The sequence below is a fragment of the Paractinoplanes ovalisporus genome, assembly GCF_016834655.1.
In the GTDB taxonomy this organism is placed as follows: domain Bacteria; phylum Actinomycetota; class Actinomycetes; order Mycobacteriales; family Micromonosporaceae; genus Actinoplanes; species Actinoplanes ovalisporus.
On record NZ_JAENHP010000038.1, the window covers coordinates 39,687 to 55,536 of the forward strand.

The 15,850-nt window shown below is 69.2% G+C and carries 18 protein-coding genes and 1 pseudogene; 7 read left to right on the forward strand and 12 right to left on the reverse strand.

Annotated elements, in window-relative coordinates:
• Nucleotides 1-32 precede the first annotated feature (32 nt).
• Complete coding sequence (locus tag JIG36_RS49790; protein WP_203383961.1) at nt 33-404, forward strand: hypothetical protein; 372 nt, start codon at nt 33-35, stop codon at nt 402-404.
• Between the two features lie 12 nt (nt 405-416).
• On the opposite strand, the gene JIG36_RS49795 is transcribed toward JIG36_RS49790, so the two are convergent.
• Genes JIG36_RS49795 through JIG36_RS49805 form a run of 3 tightly spaced genes read right to left on the reverse strand, consistent with a single transcriptional unit; the run spans nt 417 to nt 2,485 of the window.
• Nucleotides 417-773, reverse strand: a complete 357-nt coding sequence (locus tag JIG36_RS49795) for a cupin domain-containing protein (RefSeq protein ID WP_203383962.1) — start codon at nt 771-773, stop codon at nt 417-419.
• A gap of 44 nt (nt 774-817) precedes the next feature.
• Complete coding sequence (locus tag JIG36_RS49800; protein WP_203383963.1) at nt 818-1,639, reverse strand: alpha/beta fold hydrolase; 822 nt, start codon at nt 1,637-1,639, stop codon at nt 818-820.
• Between the two features lie 12 nt (nt 1,640-1,651).
• Nucleotides 1,652-2,485: an alpha/beta fold hydrolase gene (locus JIG36_RS49805; protein WP_203383964.1), complete on the reverse strand. Its 834-nt coding sequence runs from the start codon at nt 2,483-2,485 to the stop codon at nt 1,652-1,654.
• A 156-nt stretch (nt 2,486-2,641) separates the two neighbouring features.
• Between JIG36_RS49805 and JIG36_RS49810 the strand changes: the two genes are divergently transcribed.
• Nucleotides 2,642-3,013, forward strand: a complete 372-nt coding sequence (locus tag JIG36_RS49810) for a response regulator (protein ID WP_203383965.1) — start codon at nt 2,642-2,644, stop codon at nt 3,011-3,013.
• Entirely contained in the window at nt 3,000-3,686 is a 687-nt protein-coding gene (locus JIG36_RS49815) for a response regulator transcription factor (RefSeq protein ID WP_236050074.1), read from the forward strand. The genes JIG36_RS49810 and JIG36_RS49815 overlap by 14 nt, the downstream gene beginning before the upstream one ends.
• Before the next feature lie 13 nt (nt 3,687-3,699).
• Here JIG36_RS49815 and JIG36_RS52975 read toward each other — a convergent pair whose 3' ends face one another.
• The 4 genes and pseudogenes from JIG36_RS52975 to JIG36_RS49830 form a co-directional block, all read right to left on the reverse strand.
• A complete protein-coding gene (locus tag JIG36_RS52975; RefSeq protein ID WP_236050076.1) occupies nt 3,700-4,158 on the reverse strand; it encodes a sensor histidine kinase in 459 nt (152 codons plus the stop codon).
• Between the two features lie 28 nt (nt 4,159-4,186).
• Nucleotides 4,187-4,687, reverse strand: a pseudogene (locus JIG36_RS54740) (GAF domain-containing protein); the annotation flags it as partial.
• Nucleotides 4,688-4,922: 235 nt separating this feature from the next.
• Complete coding sequence (locus JIG36_RS49825) at nt 4,923-5,822, reverse strand: hypothetical protein (protein ID WP_203383967.1); 900 nt, start codon at nt 5,820-5,822, stop codon at nt 4,923-4,925.
• Nucleotides 5,823-6,238: 416 nt separating this feature from the next.
• The gene (locus tag JIG36_RS49830) at nt 6,239-6,592 is read right to left on the reverse strand and encodes a response regulator (RefSeq protein WP_203383968.1); all 354 of its coding nucleotides are present in this window, start codon (nt 6,590-6,592) and stop codon (nt 6,239-6,241) included.
• Between the two features lie 114 nt (nt 6,593-6,706).
• On the opposite strand from JIG36_RS49830, the gene JIG36_RS49835 reads away from it, so the two are divergent.
• Nucleotides 6,707-7,633, forward strand: a complete 927-nt coding sequence (locus JIG36_RS49835) for an NADP-dependent oxidoreductase (RefSeq protein ID WP_203383969.1) — start codon at nt 6,707-6,709, stop codon at nt 7,631-7,633.
• A gap of 4 nt (nt 7,634-7,637) precedes the next feature.
• Here the strand turns inward: JIG36_RS49835 and JIG36_RS49840 are convergent, their stop codons facing one another.
• Entirely contained in the window at nt 7,638-8,546 is a 909-nt protein-coding gene (locus tag JIG36_RS49840) for a GGDEF domain-containing protein (protein WP_203383970.1), read from the reverse strand.
• Nucleotides 8,547-8,823: 277 nt separating this feature from the next.
• On the opposite strand from JIG36_RS49840, the gene JIG36_RS49845 reads away from it, so the two are divergent.
• Complete coding sequence (locus JIG36_RS49845) at nt 8,824-9,030, forward strand: DUF397 domain-containing protein (RefSeq protein ID WP_203383971.1); 207 nt, start codon at nt 8,824-8,826, stop codon at nt 9,028-9,030.
• A gap of 23 nt (nt 9,031-9,053) precedes the next feature.
• On the opposite strand, the gene JIG36_RS49850 is transcribed toward JIG36_RS49845, so the two are convergent.
• On the reverse strand, nt 9,054-9,902 hold the full coding sequence (locus tag JIG36_RS49850; protein ID WP_268919963.1) for a helix-turn-helix domain-containing protein: 849 nt from the start codon (nt 9,900-9,902) through the stop codon (nt 9,054-9,056).
• Nucleotides 9,903-10,087: 185 nt separating this feature from the next.
• Between JIG36_RS49850 and JIG36_RS49855 the strand changes: the two genes are divergently transcribed.
• Complete coding sequence (locus tag JIG36_RS49855) at nt 10,088-11,146, forward strand: D-alanine--D-alanine ligase family protein (RefSeq protein ID WP_203383973.1); 1,059 nt, start codon at nt 10,088-10,090, stop codon at nt 11,144-11,146.
• On the opposite strand, the gene JIG36_RS49860 is transcribed toward JIG36_RS49855, so the two are convergent.
• Complete coding sequence (locus JIG36_RS49860; RefSeq protein WP_203383974.1) at nt 11,143-13,920, reverse strand: AfsR/SARP family transcriptional regulator; 2,778 nt, start codon at nt 13,918-13,920, stop codon at nt 11,143-11,145. The two genes, JIG36_RS49855 and JIG36_RS49860, sit on opposite strands and share 4 nt — an antisense overlap.
• Before the next feature lie 396 nt (nt 13,921-14,316).
• On the opposite strand from JIG36_RS49860, the gene JIG36_RS49865 reads away from it, so the two are divergent.
• Complete coding sequence (locus tag JIG36_RS49865; RefSeq protein WP_203383975.1) at nt 14,317-14,808, forward strand: sigma-70 family RNA polymerase sigma factor; 492 nt, start codon at nt 14,317-14,319, stop codon at nt 14,806-14,808.
• 88 nt (nt 14,809-14,896) lie between these two features.
• Here the strand turns inward: JIG36_RS49865 and JIG36_RS49870 are convergent, their stop codons facing one another.
• Both JIG36_RS49870 and JIG36_RS49875 read right to left on the reverse strand, forming a co-directional pair.
• On the reverse strand, nt 14,897-15,355 hold the full coding sequence (locus JIG36_RS49870) for a hypothetical protein (protein WP_203383976.1): 459 nt from the start codon (nt 15,353-15,355) through the stop codon (nt 14,897-14,899).
• Nucleotides 15,356-15,363: 8 nt separating this feature from the next.
• A complete protein-coding gene (locus JIG36_RS49875; RefSeq protein ID WP_203383977.1) occupies nt 15,364-15,699 on the reverse strand; it encodes a hypothetical protein in 336 nt (111 codons plus the stop codon).
• Nucleotides 15,700-15,850: the final 151 nt, after the last annotated feature.

Genomic DNA, 15,850 nt, shown 5'->3' on the forward strand with positions numbered 1-15,850 from the left:
TGCGATGCTAGCTTGGGTGAATGATTCAAGGCGTGAACGATTCAGTGTTGAAAGTGTTGAACGTGATCTCGGCGGTCATCTCGGCGGGTTTCGGGGTGCTCGCGCTGATCGATCCGTCGCTGCTGCCGGGCGTCGGGCCGGAGCCGGACCGGGACTTCGCCACGCTGTACGCGGTGAGGGCCATCCCGATCGCCGTCGCGCTCTGCTGGGTGGTCCTGGCCGATCTGCGTCGCTCGGTCCCGATCCTGCTGATCGCGGGCGTGGCCCAGTTCGGCGATCTCGTGGTCGGCCTCGCCACCGGCCGGCCGACGATGATCGCGGGGCCCGCCATTGCCACGGTCATCGCCCTCGGCTCCGCCTGGCTGATCCACACCCGCACCCGCCGCCCGGCGGTAGCGGTCTGATCACCCAGGCGGTCAGTGCACGAAGGTCGCCAGTGGCTGGCCCGTCTCGACGATGTAGGTGGACAGCATCAGCCCGGTTCCAGGGCCGAGGTCGGTGGCGTTGTGTGGTGTTCGGGGCGGGATGAGGAAACCGTCCCCGGCCCGCAGCGTAAGCGTCGTCTGATCCTGAATCATCATGTGAACCGTCCCGGCCAGGATGTAGCCGACCTCCTCGCCGGGATGGATGTGCCACCCGGACTCGACGCCGGCGGGAATCTCGGTGCGCACCTGAACGATCTCCCGGCCGAGAATTGAGGACGGCTGCCGTTGCAGTTCGGTCCGCTTGAGCTTGCCGGCGAGTTCGTCCTCCGGCTGATGGCGCGTGGTCATGATCCTCCATCCATTTCCGGGGAGCTGCGAGATCCGTACGGGTATCAGCTGGTGATGAAGGCGAGCAGGTCCTTGTTGAACTCCTGCTCATGGGCGCCGGTCAGGCCGTGCGGGGCGCCGGGGTAGACCTTGAGCGTCGAGTTGGCGACGATCTTCGAGGACTTCAACGCCGCCGCCTGGATCGGCACGATCTGGTCGTCGTCACCGTGCAGGATCAGCGTCGGCACGTCGATCTTCTTGAGGTCTTCGGTGAGGTCCGTCTCGGAGAACGCCTTGACGCAGTCGTACGCGCTCTTGATGCCGACCGTCATGGACATCAGCCAGAACGCGTCATGGGCACCTTGGCTCACGGTCGACCCCGGCCGGTTGGCGCCGTAGAACGGGAAGGCCAGATCCCTGTAGTACTGCGACCGGTCGGCGAGCACGGCCTCACGGATCTCGTTGAACGGCTCGATCGGCAGCCCTTCCGGGTTGGCGGGGGTCTTGAGCATCAGCGGCGGGATGGCTCCGAGCAGCACCATCTTGGCGACCCGGGAGGTGCCGTGACGTCCGACGTACCGGGTGACCTCACCCCCGCCGGTGGAGTGCCCGACCAGGACGATGTCGTGCAGGTCGAGATGCTCGATGGCGGCGGCCAGGTCGTCGGCGTAGTGGTCGAGGTCGTTTCCCTCCCACGGCTGGCTCGAGCGTCCACCACCGCGACGGTCGTGGGCGACGGCCCGGAACCCGTGACTGGCCACGAAGTTCGCGGAGCCGTCCCAGGCGTCCGCGGTGAGGGGCCAGCCGTGGCTGAAGACGACGGGTTGCCCGCTGCCCCAGTCCTTGAAGAAGATCTCGGTCCCGTCCGATGTCGTGACTGTTGGCATGTGCTGGCCTTTCTATCGGCTGAGGAAAGCGAGCAGCTCCCGGTTGACCTGCTCGGCGTGGGTGAGACACATGAGGTGCGGTCCACCGTCGATCTCGACGTAGCGGGCGTCCGGCAGCGCCGCGTGCAGCCGGCGTCCCTGGCCTTCGACGGACAGGATGCGGTCGGCGGTGCCGTGCAGGATCAGCGTCGGGATGTCGATGCGTTTGACGTCGTTGTGGAACTCCTCGAGCCAGGTGCGCGGACAGGCCCAGGTCGCGATCGGTGACGCGTCGGCGCCGGCGTTCCACAGATTGCGTACGGCGTCCTCGCTGACCCGCGTGCCGAGCAGCTGATCCAGGTTGAGGAAGTCGTTCATGGTGGCGGTGAGCCAGGCCGGCCGGTCGTGGCGGAAGGCCTGCTGGACAGCCTCGACGCCGGCTCGGTCGACACCCTTGGGGTTGTCGGCGGACCGGGTGAACGAGGGCGCGAGGCTTTCGATGAACACGCACGCCCGCAGCCGCTGCGTGCCGTGGACGCCGATGTAGCGGGCGACCTCCCCGGTTCCCAGCGACAATCCGACCAGGGTGACCTCGTGCAGGTCGAGCTCGTTCAGGAGCGTGTCGAGGTCGGCGGCCAGGGTGTCGAAGTCGTAGCCGTCGGCCGGTCGGCTGGACCGGCCGAAGCCGCGCCGGTCGTAGGCGATCACCCGGTGGCCCGCGGCCAGCAGCGGGTGGATCTGGGCTTCCCAGGAGCGGCTGTCGAACGGCCAGCCGCTGATCAGGACGACGGCCGGCCCGCTGCCGTGGTCCTCGTAGTAGAGGTCGATCGAGGTCGAGTTCTCCGTGCCGACAGTGATGGTGGCCATGTGTCCGAAGCTCGCAAACATCCCGGCCGCCGACCAGACCGGTTGACCCGAACAGCGGTGGGGTTCACCGGAAGAAAAGGCGGGCCGTCCCGCGGTCGTCACCGATTTCCGGTCAGCCCTACCGCCACCGCGAAGTCGCGCTGACACGATGGGTGGATGGGCTCGATCCTCGTCGTCGACGACGACGCTTCCGTACGGGGGCTTCTCGTACGGATCCTGCGCGACTGGGGTCACGCGGTGATCGGGGAGGCCGGCTCGGTCGCCGAAGCCCTCGTCTACGCCGACGCGTGGCGCCCCGGCATCGCGCTGGTCGATGTCGGCCTGCCGGACGGCGACGGTTTCTCCCTGACCCGGCAACTGCGGGAGAAGCCCTGGACGACGCGGGTCGTGATCTTCTCCTCCGACGCCGACCCGGCGAACGTCGCCGCGGCCACGCGTGCCGGAGCGATCGGGTTCTTCCCGAAGGACGAGCTGGTGAGCCCGGCCCTGCGACGACTCCTCGAGGACCACACCGATGACGACCGATGACACCGGCCGCCCGTTGCGGGTGGCGATCGGGGAGGACGACGTCCTGCTGCGCGAGGGCGTGGCCCGGATCCTGACCGACGCCGGGCTCGATGTCGTCGCGCGCTCCGGCGACGCCGACGACCTTCTGCAACGCGCTCTGGCCTATCGCCCCGACGTCGTCATCACCGACGTCCAGATGCCGCCGCGCCGGGCCGACGACGGCTTGCGGACGGCGATGGAGTTGCGCCGCCGCTCACCGCGGATCGGGGTGCTGATCCTGTCGCAGTTCTGCGAACCGGCGTACGTGATGGATCTGATCGGGGATCGGCCCGAAGGGGTCGGCTACCTGCTCAAGGAACGGGTCGGCGACGTCACGACGTTCGTCGACGCCATCCGTCGCGTCGCGGCCGGTGGCAGCGCCCTGGATCCCGAGGTGGTCGTCCGGATGCTCGGCCGCCACACCAGGGCGGGCCCGCTTCAGCAGCTGACTCCCCGTGAACTGGCCGTGCTGGCGGCGATGGCCGAAGGGCTGTCCAACTCGGGCGTCGCCGAGAGCCTGCTCATCAGCCACGCCTCCGTCGAGAAGCACGTGACGGCGATCTTCCGCAAGCTGCGCATCACCCCCACGGACAGCGAGCACCGCCGAGTGCAGGCGGTGCTGACCTATCTGCGCGCGGACACCCGACGGCGATGAACCGGTGGAAAGGTCAGCGTGAGGGGACCGGCAGGATCGCCTCTATCGTCGTGCCCTGCCCCGGTGCGCTGCGAACCAGCAGCTGACCACCGCGGGCCTCGACGCGGTCGAACAGGCCCGTCAGGCCCGAACCCGACCCGGTCCGGGCGCCGCCCACGCCGTCGTCTCCCACCTCGACGCGCAGGATGCCGTCGGTGAGGCCGACGCGAACCCACGCCCGGCCGGCCTTGGCGTGCTTGACGACGTTGGTGAGCGCCTCGGCGATGACAAAATAGGCGGTGGTCTCGACCTCCACGGCCAGCCGGGGCACCTCGACGTCCGTCTCGACCGGCAGCGGCAGGTCGACCAGAAGCGACTCCACCCCGCCGGGCAACCCGCTGCGGGTCAGCGACGCCGGGAGGATCCCACTGACGATCTCCCGAAGCTCGGCGGTGGCTCTCCTGCTCAGCCGCGAGCTGCTCGAGCTCCGCACGGCTCTGAGCGTTGGCAATCGCGATCGCCAGCAATTCCGTGAACGCCGCCAACTGCTCTTCCGTACCGGGTGGATGTACTTCGCCGTTCGTCGAACCCACGGCGGTGAGGCCCCACACCTCGGCGTTGACGACAACGGGGGCGCCCACCGACGATCGCCAGCCCCAGCTGCGGATCATGTCAGCCAGCGAGCCGGACGTTTCCGAATAACTCGTGACCCGGCTCGGGCGCTTGGAATCCCAGATCAGCCGGGCCAGCGTGCCGGTGCCGAACGGATGTTTGACGCCGATGCTCCGGTATCCGTCGAACTCGTTCCAGCGACCGATCATGGTCACCGTCTCGTCACCGTGCAGGCGCACCAGGGCGGCGTCGGTCGCCGGCATCAGCAGACCGACCTCGGTCACGAGAGCCTCGAAGACCTCGGCGGCCGGGGCGCCACTCGCCACCAACGTCGCCACCCGCCGCAGCGCCGCCTGCTCGGCGGCCGAACGCCGAAGATCGTCGTGATTGTTGGACGTGGATGGCTCCATCGGCTCACCCCTGGTCGCGGCATCCAATCAGGCCGACTGTATCGCATGGCTGGGGCGTCCCGACGCTGCCGGACACGCCGGAGAAGGTGCTCCGCCCCGGGAAACTCGTGCCCGCAGTGCGACGGACCACGCGGTCAGGGCCGGGGATCGGCCTCCTTCAGACCCGGACAGGTCGGCTGTGGCTGAAGAACCGAATTCGTTGCCGGCCGACGATCAGGCATCGGCTGGCAGCCGCTCATCCAACCCATGGCCGCCACGTCCCTTGACCGGGCTGCGGGACCTCGTACGTCCTCGGAAACACTGTTCTGGCCCGTGAGACAACGCGGTACCACTCGTCGGGGTCGGCCCAATCGGGACCGCTTTGCGGAAAAGGCAGCTTCCGGTCGAGCCGACCGCCGGCGACGCTGAAGTTCCTCGACCGGCACACCAGGCCGTTCGTCGTGATGGCCCAATCATCCCCGACGAGCTCGACCAGCGAGCCAGTGAGGGGCCATGCGCCACCGTCCCGCCGACGAGCGGCCATGCCAACGTTGATGCTCTGCTGAAGGTTCTTGAGCGCCAGCTGCCAGTCGAGGGACTCCCGGCCTTGCCAGAGACCGGCCTCTCGTAGACGTGCGACCACCTTCTCGGCTACATCTACCGCTGACTCCGACGGGAGCCACTCGAGTGTGATGACCCTGCGGCGGGTCGGAGACTTGACTTCGTCCTGCGTGCGAACCTCGATGTCGAGGTGAGGCCCCTGCGGTCTTTCGCGCTCATCCGGATTGAAATGCCAGGAAAACCTCAAAGCCAACCCGTCCGGGTCACCGCTCGCATGTACGGTGATCCGGCCGTTGTCGAACGCTTCGAGCTTGTTCGCCTCGGTGAGAAGGCCCGTCAAGTTCTCGAAAGTAGGCTCCTGAGCCAGCAAGGCGACCCGTTCATCCTGGCCGGCAGCGTGCTCCTGCAAGCGTTGCTCGAGTGTTACTTGCAGATCATCCAGACGGGTTCTGAGCTCCCGCTCCCGTTCACCGGCCTGTTTACTGACCTCGTCAGTTGTTCGATGGACAGCCTGCTCGATCGAGCGCTTGGTTTCAGCCGAGAACCGTAGCCCCAGCCAGAACAAGAAACCTGCTAGTCCGATGCCGGTGCCCACATTGACGAGAACAGTGGGCGATACACCCTGCCAATGCCATCGCCACTCAAGAAGGTAAGCGAGGGCGAGGACGGCGCTACCGATGGCGGCGCAGACGAAGATCCAGCCTTTCCGGACGGTCGCTCCTCGCTGGGAATTGCCACCAGACAATGGTTTCACCGGGTTCCGAGACGATCGGGGCGGATACGGATGACGTCATATGGCGCCCGACCGACAATGTCACAGACTCGCTCTCGCGGAGCGTTGCCCACGCACGGTCGCCCGGTTGAGCGATGCCAAGGGCACGCATGAGCGGGTCTCTCTGGGCGGCCGATTCGGGTAGCCGCCCGCTCTCGTCCATTGTCCAGGGCTCGTCGCGCAGGCCATCTGGTCCTAGCCGGCCGTGACGGAGGGCGCAGTTGGATGGCAGTCCTGACTCAGCGCGATCTTCCCGGTGCGCAGAACCTGAGTGCGAGCCAGCAACGTGGCGATGCGGTAAGGCTTGGTGAGGTAGTCCTCCACCCGCCGACCCGCCTCGGGAAGCACCTGCTCGAGGGCGTCGCATCGGTCATGCACAGCACCGGCGGCCGATCCGCGGCGTCGAGCCGGCAATCGGCCAGTTCGAGCAGGTCAGGGATGTCGAGGTCCACGACCACCAGATCGAAGTGCTGCTCGCTGATCAGCGCCATGGCCGAGCGGCCGGACGACACCGACGCGACCGCCGAACCGGTGGCACACAACCGGGTCGTGACATCGCTTCGCAACCGCTCGTCCGGACCGTCTGTCGTCATCCCGCGGCGGTGTTTTAACCCGGGCTCCGGCCCTGTCGCACCCGCCCTGTCCGGTGGCGGGCGGCGAAAGGCGGCCGGATCCGAGAACGGGCTCCGTGGGTCTAGAGTGGACGCGTGCTGGGAGTCGTCGCGGCCGCGCTTGGCGGGCCTGAAGTGTTGCAGGTGACCGAGCTGCCCGAGCCTGAGGCGGGGCCCGGGCAGGTGGTGGTCCGCGTCCGGGCCGTCTGTGTGCATCCGGCTGACGTCGCCTCCACCACCGGGGAAATCCCGCGCGGGCCGGTGCCGACGCCGTTTCTGCCCGGGTGGGACATCGCCGGCGAGGTCGCATCGGTCGGCCCCGGCCCGGCGGAGTTCGGCGTGGGCGATCGGGTCGTCGGGATGATTCCGTGGTACGTGACCCGGGGTGCACCGGGCGGCTATGCCCAGTTCGTGGCGGCCGACGCAGATTGGCTGGTGCGGTTGCCCGACGAGCTCGACTTCGTGTCCGCGGCCACGGTGCCGCTCAACGCCCAGACCGCCCACCAGGGTCTGTCGCTGGTGTCGCTGGCCATGCTCCCGAAGGGCAGCAGCATTCTGGTCACTGGAGCCAGCGGCGGTGTCGGCGGTTTCGCCACCCAGCTCGCTGTGCAGAGCGGCTTCCGTGTCACGGCGCAGGCCAGTGACGGCGATGAGCAATGGGTGCGCGGTCTCGGCGCTCACGAGGTCATTTCCCGTACGGCCGATCTGTCCACGGTGGGGCCGGTGTCAGCGGTGTTCGACGCGGTTCCCGTCGGTGAGGCGGCGTCCGCTGCCGTCGAGGACAGGGGAGTCGTGGTCGCGACCCGGCCCACGCCGCCCCTGGTCCCCGACCGTGGTGTGCGTCAGGAGCTGCAACTCATCCATCTCGACCGCGAGCTGTTGGCCGACCTGGTGGGGCAGGTGGCGGCGGGGCGGCTGAGCACCCGCGTGGCGGTCACGATGCCGTTGACCGAAGCGGCCGACGCCCACCGCCGGGTGCTGGCCGGTGGCCTGCTCGGCAAGCTCGTGCTGACGGTGGACTGACCCGTCAGCGGTAGGCGGAGAGGTCCAGGTACGGATCGGCTTCGTCGCGGACCGTGAGCGAGTTGGTGGGGATCGTGTCGACCAGCGTGCCGGCGCCGTTCGGGGACCGGTAGCGAACCAGGGCCGCCCATTCGCAGGCGCTCTCCACCACGCCCGCACGACGAGCGCCGCTGCGGTGCACCCACACCGGGTCGCCCGCGGACAGGGGAGTGGCGGCCGCCCCGTACGTCTCGGTGTGGTCGCCGCTTTCGGTGCTGACGACCCAGGTGATCCCGGCCTTGCCGGTGCCGGCCGTGTGTCGCTTGGCGCTGAACATCGCCTGGTCGGCGCGGCGCAGCAGCTCGGGAAGGTCGGCGGAACGCTCGGCCGGCACGACGCCGATCGAGGCGGTGACCGACAGGGTGTGTCCCTGCACGCCCATCGGGGGTGCGATCGCCGCGCTCAGCGAGCCGGCCAGCTCGTGCCACCACGTCGGCGGGACCTCGGCGTGCGGGGCGCACGGCAGGGCGGCGAACTCGTCACCGCCGAGCCGGGCCACCAGTTGGTCACCGAGGCAGGCGGCCATGCGCCGGGCGATCACCCGCAGGACCTCGTCGCCGGCATCGTGCCCGTACGTGTCGTTGATCGGCTTGAAGCCGTTGAGGTCGAGGATCACGACGGCCGGCGAGCAATCGCCGGCGCGCAGTTGCTCCGGGGCGAGCGCGTGGAAGAGGCGGCGGTTGGCGAGCCCGGTGAGCTCGTCGTGGCCGGCCATCCAGCGCAGTGAGGCGCGCTCCTGCTCGAGTTTCTGGACGTGCGCCGCGAGCTGATCGATGCGGGCCTGGAGGCGGGCGACGTCGGACTCGGTCCGCAGCGGAGCGTTACCTGACGGTACGTCGCCCGTTGGGGCGGCTGCAGGAGCGAGGATCCGCATCGGCCGTCCTCTCAGAACTGCGGCCGGCCAGCCGCAAAAGAATCATGTCAGCCGCCCCAGGCTCGTGCAAGATTTCACGAGGACAGGTCTCACGATGACATGATGCATCAGAGACGGGTTTCATCTACTCTGAGTGCTGTCACTTTCGTGGTGAAAGAAACGTGCGTCTTCCAGCGGTGCTCAATTTCCGTTGGAAACGGACGAGGAGTGACATGTCGCAACCGAATCTGTGGCACTTCAATTACGCAAAGTAGTTCTGCCAGCGGGGAGGGCACTGATGAGCAGCGAAGCCGGCTGGATGATGTCCAGCAGGTCGACCGGCAATGGCGGCAGTTGTGTCGAGGCGCGGCGTCAGGACGGCCTCATCGAGGTCCGTAACAGCAACGCACGCGAGGCCGGGACCGTCGTTTTCACGACCGAGGAGTGGGACTCGTTTCTCTTCGGCGCCAAGCGCGGCGAGTTCGACCGGCTCCTGGCCGACTGATTACGCCCGGATTCCGTGCCCCGTCATGCGAACTCGGCGACCGGCACGGAATCTCTTGTGATGAGATCGAAGACCCGCCGGTATTCGTCGACCTCGACCTGCTCCTCGAGGTAGAGCGCACCGACGTGCGATTCGAGGTAGACCACGTCCGGATCGTCCGGGTCGTCGAACTCCAGGATCCGGAAGGCGCCGGCCATCGCCGCGTGCGCCCCGACCGTGAACGGCAGCACCCGGATGTCGACCGCGTCCTGGGTGGACAGCCGCCGTAGGTGCTCGATCTGGCCTTTCATCACCTGCTCGCCGCCGACCGGCCGGATCAGTGCCCCCTCGCCGAGCACCGTCACGAGGCGGACCGCCGGGGTGCGGGCGAACAACGTCTTCTGGCGCTGCATACGCAGATTGATATGACGCTCGGCCATTTCCGAGTCGGCCGGCTGCTCGGCGCCGAAGATGGCTCGCGCGTACTCCGGGGTCTGAAGTTCGCCGGGGACGATCTCGCCGTCGTACCCGAACATTCGCGACGCGGACGCCTCCAGCCCGACGTACAGCTTGAACCACTCGGGGATCACCGGGCTGGCGTCCCACCATTCCTGCTGTGACGTGCCCAGCGCGAGGTCGGCCAGCGCGTCGGTGATGCTCTGGTCCGCGTTGTAGAGCCAGCAGAGCGCGCGTACGTTGGCCCCGGTGACCGGCACCTTGCCCGTCTCGATGCGGTGCAGCGTCGGCTCCGAGATGCCCAGCCGCGCCTCCACCACATCACGCCGGCTCATGCCGGAAGCCGTGCGCAGCCGCGTCAATCGCCGCCCCAATGCCCGCCGTACGACGCGTTGGCCTGTGACCGGCACGCCTAACCTCCGCTTTGGCCAACTCATGGGGGACTGTGACGTGCACTACCGTACCTGTGATGGCGCGTAGTCAACAGGCAACTCCCGGTCGCGGCTCCGTCTAGCGGACCGCGCCCAGTGCGGGCTTCGCTTCGAGCGTCACCGGAGCCGGCCCTGAGGAAATACTCAGAACTTCAAGTGAAGGAGCGGCGGGCGGTTACGTTGTGCCGGTCGTGGACGTCATTCGCAACGATCTGCCCTGGCTGACCCGGGTCGTGGTGCTATTCGGCGGGCAGAACGCCGAGCACGCGGTGTCGGTGAGTTCGGCCGCGACCGTGGTCCGGGGGCTCGACCGGTCCCGCTACACCGTGACGCCGATCCGGATCACGCCGCACGGGCGCTGGTCGGTGGGGCACGACATCCCGGCCCACCTGGTCGACGAGATCTCGCTGCACTTCATGACCCCCGAGCCGGAGCTGTCGTCGGCTCACTTCTTCGAGGCGATGAAAGTGCTGCGGGCGTCTGATGTCGTGCTGCCGGTGGTGCACGGACCGGCCACCCGGCACAGCATCGTGCAGAGCGTCCTGGAGTACGTCGGTGTGCCCTACGTCGGCAGCGGAACTCTCGCGGCCACCGTCGCCATGGACCGGGGTCTCACCAAGACCGTGCTGTCCGGGGTCGTGGCCGTCGCCGACGGCGTGACCCTGGAGGACGGCGAGCGACTGTCCACGACCGACCAGCGACGGCTCGGCCTGCCCCTGTTCGTCAAGCCGGCCCGGGGCGGCTCCGGTTTCGGCGTATCCCGGGTGCTCGATGCCGGGGCCCTGCCCGAGGCGGTGGCGGCGGCCCGGCGGTTCGACCGCCGGGTGCTGGTCGAGGCGGCCGTGCCGGGTCGTGAGGTGAACGTAGGCGTGCTCGAGATGCCGGACGGGCGGCTCCTGGCCGCGCCGCCGCTCGAGGTGAAGGTGGCCGGGGGCGGTGGCTACCGCCGGGCGCTGACCGAGCACGTCGTGCCGGCCGACCTCGACGCCGCCACCACAGCCCGGGTCCAGGCGCGGGCGGTCCAGGTGTTCCGCGCGCTCGGCGGGGCCGGGCTGCTCCGGGTCGACTTCTTCCTCGGCGCGGACGGAGAGCTCACGCTGAACGAGGTCAAGGACGCGCCCCGGCTCACGGCCATGTCGCAGTTCCCGCGGATGTGGGAGGCGGCCGGACTTCCGTACGGGGAAATGCTCGATCTCCTGATCCGGACGGCTCGCCGCCGGGCACCTCGACCGTCACCGGTCGCGCCCTAGACGCGGCTCTTGGCGCGGACCGTCGCCGCGGCCGGCCGGTCATGGTCATCGAGGATGGTCGCGGCCGCATGCCACGACGCCCGGGCGGCCCCGAGGTCACCCAGGCTGCGCTGAGCGTCGCCGAGGTGGTCGAGCGCCACCGCCTCGAAGTTGCGGGAGGCGTCGGCCCGGAACAGCTCCAGGGCCCGGGCGAAACACTCGGCGGCCTCGGCGAACTGCGTCAACTGCAGATGGGCGACGCCGATGCTGTCCCAGGCGGCGCCCTCACCGTGCCGGTCGTCGAGCTCACGGAAGAGCTTCACCGCCCGCCGGCAGTACGGCAGCGCCCCCTGCGCGTCCCCGATCGTGCCCAGCAGGTTGCCGATCGAGTTGAGCGCCATCGCCTGGCCGAAAGAATCGTCGATCCGCTCGTAGACCGACAGCGCCTGCCGGCTGTAGTCCAGCGCCTCCTCGTAGTGCTCGAGCCGTTCGGCCAGGTAGCCGATGTAGTTGAGGACAGTCGCCTGGCCCGCGCAGTGTCCCTCCTGGACGAACATCGCCAGGGAAAGCTCGAGGTCGGCGCGGGCCTCGTCGTCGTGGCGCAGCAGGGTCTCGGCCCGGCCCAGGCTGAAGTGGGCGTGGGCCCGGGCGATCGGGTCGCCGAGGCGGTCGGCGGCGGCGACGGCCGACCGGGCGTACGACGCCGCCTCCTCCCAGTCGCCCCGGCGCAGCAGAAAGATCTCCTGCGCCCAGACCAGTTGCCAGGTGTGCCGGTCGTGGCCGGTCGCGGCGGCCGTGCGGATGAGCTCGCGCAGCGGCAGGCGCTCGCCGGCGAACCAGGCCGGCGCCGCCTCACGGTCGGCCACCACCTCCGGGGTCACGCCCGGTGCCGGCCCGTCCGGCTCGACCGGGATCTGCGTGCGGGTGTACCGGTCGGTGGCCGCGCGGCCGGTGAACAGGTAGTGGTCGAACAGGCGGGTCCGGGCCGCGGCCTGCTCGGACGCCGGGTCGTGGTCTGCCATGAGTTCGGTGGCGTAGGACCGCAGCAGGTCGTGCAGCGTGTAGCGCCCGGGGAGCCCTTCGGTGAGCAGGCTGCTGTAAGCGAGTTCGCCGGCCAGGGTGCCGGCCTGCCGCACCGGGATTCCGGCCAGGCTGGCCATGGCCGCCACCCCGACCGAAGGTCCGGGGTGCAGCGCCAGTAGCCGGAACAGCCGGGCCGCGTCCGAGCTGAGCGCGCGGTAGGACCACGAGAACACCGCGCGCGGGTCGGCCTCGGCGTCGGGGACGGTGAACGCGTCCAGGCCGGGCGCGCCCGCTCGCAGCTCGGCGGCCACCGCGGCCAGCGGGAACGACGGGTTGGCGGCGGCCCGGGCGGCGACGACGGCCAGGGCCAGTGGGAGGCGGCCGCACCGTTCGACGATCTCGGACACCGCGGCTGGCTCGGCGGCCACCCGGTCGTGCCCGAGTCGCTGCCCGAGCAGGTCGGCCGCCTCGTCCTCGCTGACCAGACCCAGGCCGATCAGCCGGGCGCCATGGCCGGCGACCAGGCCGGCCATCCGGTTGCGGCTGGTCACCAGCACGAGGCTGCCGCCCGAACCCGGCAGCAGCGGCCGCACCTGCTGCAGGTCGCGGGCATTGTCGAGCAGGACGATGAGCCGCCGGTCGGCCAGCACGCTGCGGTAGAGGGCGGTGCGCGCGTCCAGGCCGACCGGAATGGCCTCGGCCGGTACGCCGAGCGCCTCGAGGAATTCCCGGACGGCCTCGGCCGGGGTCACGGCCGACCCGTCCGGCCCGAAGCCACGCAGGTTGAGGTAGAGCTGGCCGTCGGGATAGCGGTCGGCCACCCGGTGGGCCAGGTGGACGGCCAGGGTGGTCTTGCCGATGCCGGCCATCCCGCCGACGGCCCCGATCACCAGCGTCCCCGACGGCTGGCCGAGCAGGTCGGCCAGCTCCTTCTCGCGGCCGGTGAAGGTGGCCAGATCGTTGGGCAGCTGGGCCGGGACGAAGGCCGGGGCGGCGGTGCCGGTCGGGGCCGCCAGCAGCTCGCCGCTCAGCAGTCTTTCCCCCACCTCGGCGAGCTGCGGGCCGGGGTCGACGCCCAGCTCGTCGGCCAGCCTCGCGCGGATTTCCTGATAGGCGCGCAGGGCCTGGGCCTGCCGGCCGGTGGCCGCGAGGCTGCGGACCAGCAGGGTCAGCAGGAGCTCGTCGAGCGGCTGGAGCTCGGCCGCCCGCTGCAGCTCGGGCAGGATCTGACCGGCCTGATCGGTTTCCAGGGCGAGGGTCGCGGCCTCCTCGACCACCGCGAACCGCTCGCGGTCGAGCCCGGCGAACACCGGATGCGCCTGCGCCTCGAGCGGCAGCCCGGTCACCGCCGCCGCCCGCCACAGACCCAAGGCTTTCCCGTACGCGGTGACGGCCTCTTCGGTGAGGCCGGCGCCCGCCGCTGCGCGGGCCTGCTCGGTCAGCTGCCGGAAACGCGCCAGGTCGAGCGTGTCCGGATCGACGTCCAGGCGGTAGCCGCCACCCTCGCTCAGCAGCCAGCGACCGGGCTCGCGGGCCGGCAGGCCGGGCTCCAGGATGCGCCGCAACGCCCCGACGTGGCGGTGCACGACGTTGGTGGCGGTGGGCGGCGGATCGTCGCCCCACAACACGTCCAGGATCTCGGTGAGCGGCACCTTCTCACCGGCGTACGCCAGCAGCAACGAAAGCAACAAGCCGCGCTGGGCCGGGCCGACGCGCAGTTCAGCGCCGTCACGCGAAACGCGCAACGGGCCGAGAACATTGAACTGGATCATCGTGCGAGAAATGTATCCGGAACCCACCACATTCTCGATCGGCGAGCATGCCGGTGACCTGAATCTGTCAGTGCCACCGGTGAAGGCCCGGCTCGTCCGTCCGTTGATCACGATGAGGACCGAAGGGGGCTCTGTCCTCGAAGGAGGCCGCCGCGCCAGCGGGAGCGGCGGCCTCATTCCTTTGTGGAATGTGAATAAAATTCCGGTGATTGCCACCCGGCTACTGTCGGGTAGGCGCCAATAAATGGGTCAAATGACCGACCCGTGATCACCAAGCGAAGCCGATTGATTGCTCAACGGCAAGGTAAGTTCGTGGTCAGAAAAAGATCAGTGGCTCCGAATTACCTTTCTCCCGTCGCATCAGGGGACTGCCCCCGGACCAACGGGAGAAACGACATGGCCGACGAGCGGTTCGAGCAACTGATCGCCGATCACGGCCCGCACCTGACCCGCTTTGTGATCACGCTCACAGCCGGGCAGCGCCAAACTGCCGAGGACGTGGTCCAGGAGACGCTGCTGCGGGCCTGGCGCAACCTCGACGTGGTAGCGGCCGACGACGAGAGCGGCCGCCGCTGGCTGTTCACCGTCGCCCGGCGGCTGGTCATCGACGAGGCCCGCCGGCGCAAGAGCCGCCCTTCGGAGGTGCCGGAACATCTGGCAGACCGCCTGCCCAACGCCGACGACACGGCGGGCTCGGCGGTCGCCGGGTTCGCCCTGCGCCAGGCCTTCCACGGACTCAACCCGATCCACCGCACCGTGCTGACCGAGGTCTACCTGAGACACCGCACGGTCGAGGAGGTCGCCGACGATTTGCGGATCCCGCCCGGGACGGTCCGCTCGCGCATTCACTACGCCCTGCGGACGCTCCGCCTCGCGGTCACACACTGACCCGGAAGCGGCCCGTCGAGGCCGCCCGCCGGACTCAGGCAAGGCGTAGGAGGGGTGCGCCGAGAGGGTCGACCGTGACTGATCGTCATCAGGGGCCGGTGTCGGCCAGGATGTGGGTCGCGAGCTCTCGTAGCTCCGGGAATTCGCTGTTTCCTTGCAGATAAGCCAGTTGTCCGCGCAGTTCGTCCGAGGGCTTCGCCGGCACAGATTTCAGTGCCACCCGAGCGACCCCGCCATCGGAGTCGGCGGCAAGAGCGATGACGATGTCACTGGCCGCGTGCGCAGGCAGGTGCCGGGTGGCTGCGGCCGCCGCGACCCGTACGGCGGGGTCCGGGTGACTCGCAGCGTCGGCTACCACCTTGATGGCGTCCTGTCCCGCGTCGATGAGACTGGTGAGGTAGACCGCTTTGGCGGCAAGCATGGCGTCATCGCCGCGAACGAGGGCTGCCAAGTGGGGGATGGCGCCGGGGCCCAGCTGCTGGGCCTGCGTGTAGTCCGGTTCGTCGCGTTCGAGGGCGGCGCGGACGTCGCTCATGTCGACGGGCATCGCTGCTCCTAGATGTCGATGGTCAGTGCGCTCTGGTCCATGGTCGCACCTTCGGACGGCAAGAGGTCCGGCGGCGGGTTGGTGATCCTGCCGGTGCCGTTCCCGGTCATCAGCTGGTCGTTGTTGTCGACGTGATCGAGGCCGAGTACGTGTCCTACTTCGTGGCCGAGCGTCCACCTGGTCGCGCCGGCCGCAACTGCTGCTCCCGGCCGGCCGCCGGGATGAGCTGCGCATCCGTTGGTCGGTGGAACGGTGGAACGTACGAAGAAAACGGCGATGTCAGTGGGCTGCATGCCGTCTCGAAAGGCGAAGAGCTCGGCTTGCTCCGATGTCACGGAACCCATGGTGCAACCACCCACATCGAGATCTGAGTTCCCCCCGGTTTCCGGGAGCGGGGGTTACCTGGCTCCGGTCGGGGCAGGGGTGAGGTTATCTGGCTCGGTCTGGGTGTGCCAGGCGGTCTCGTATTCATCGGGGCTGAGGTAGCCGAGTTCG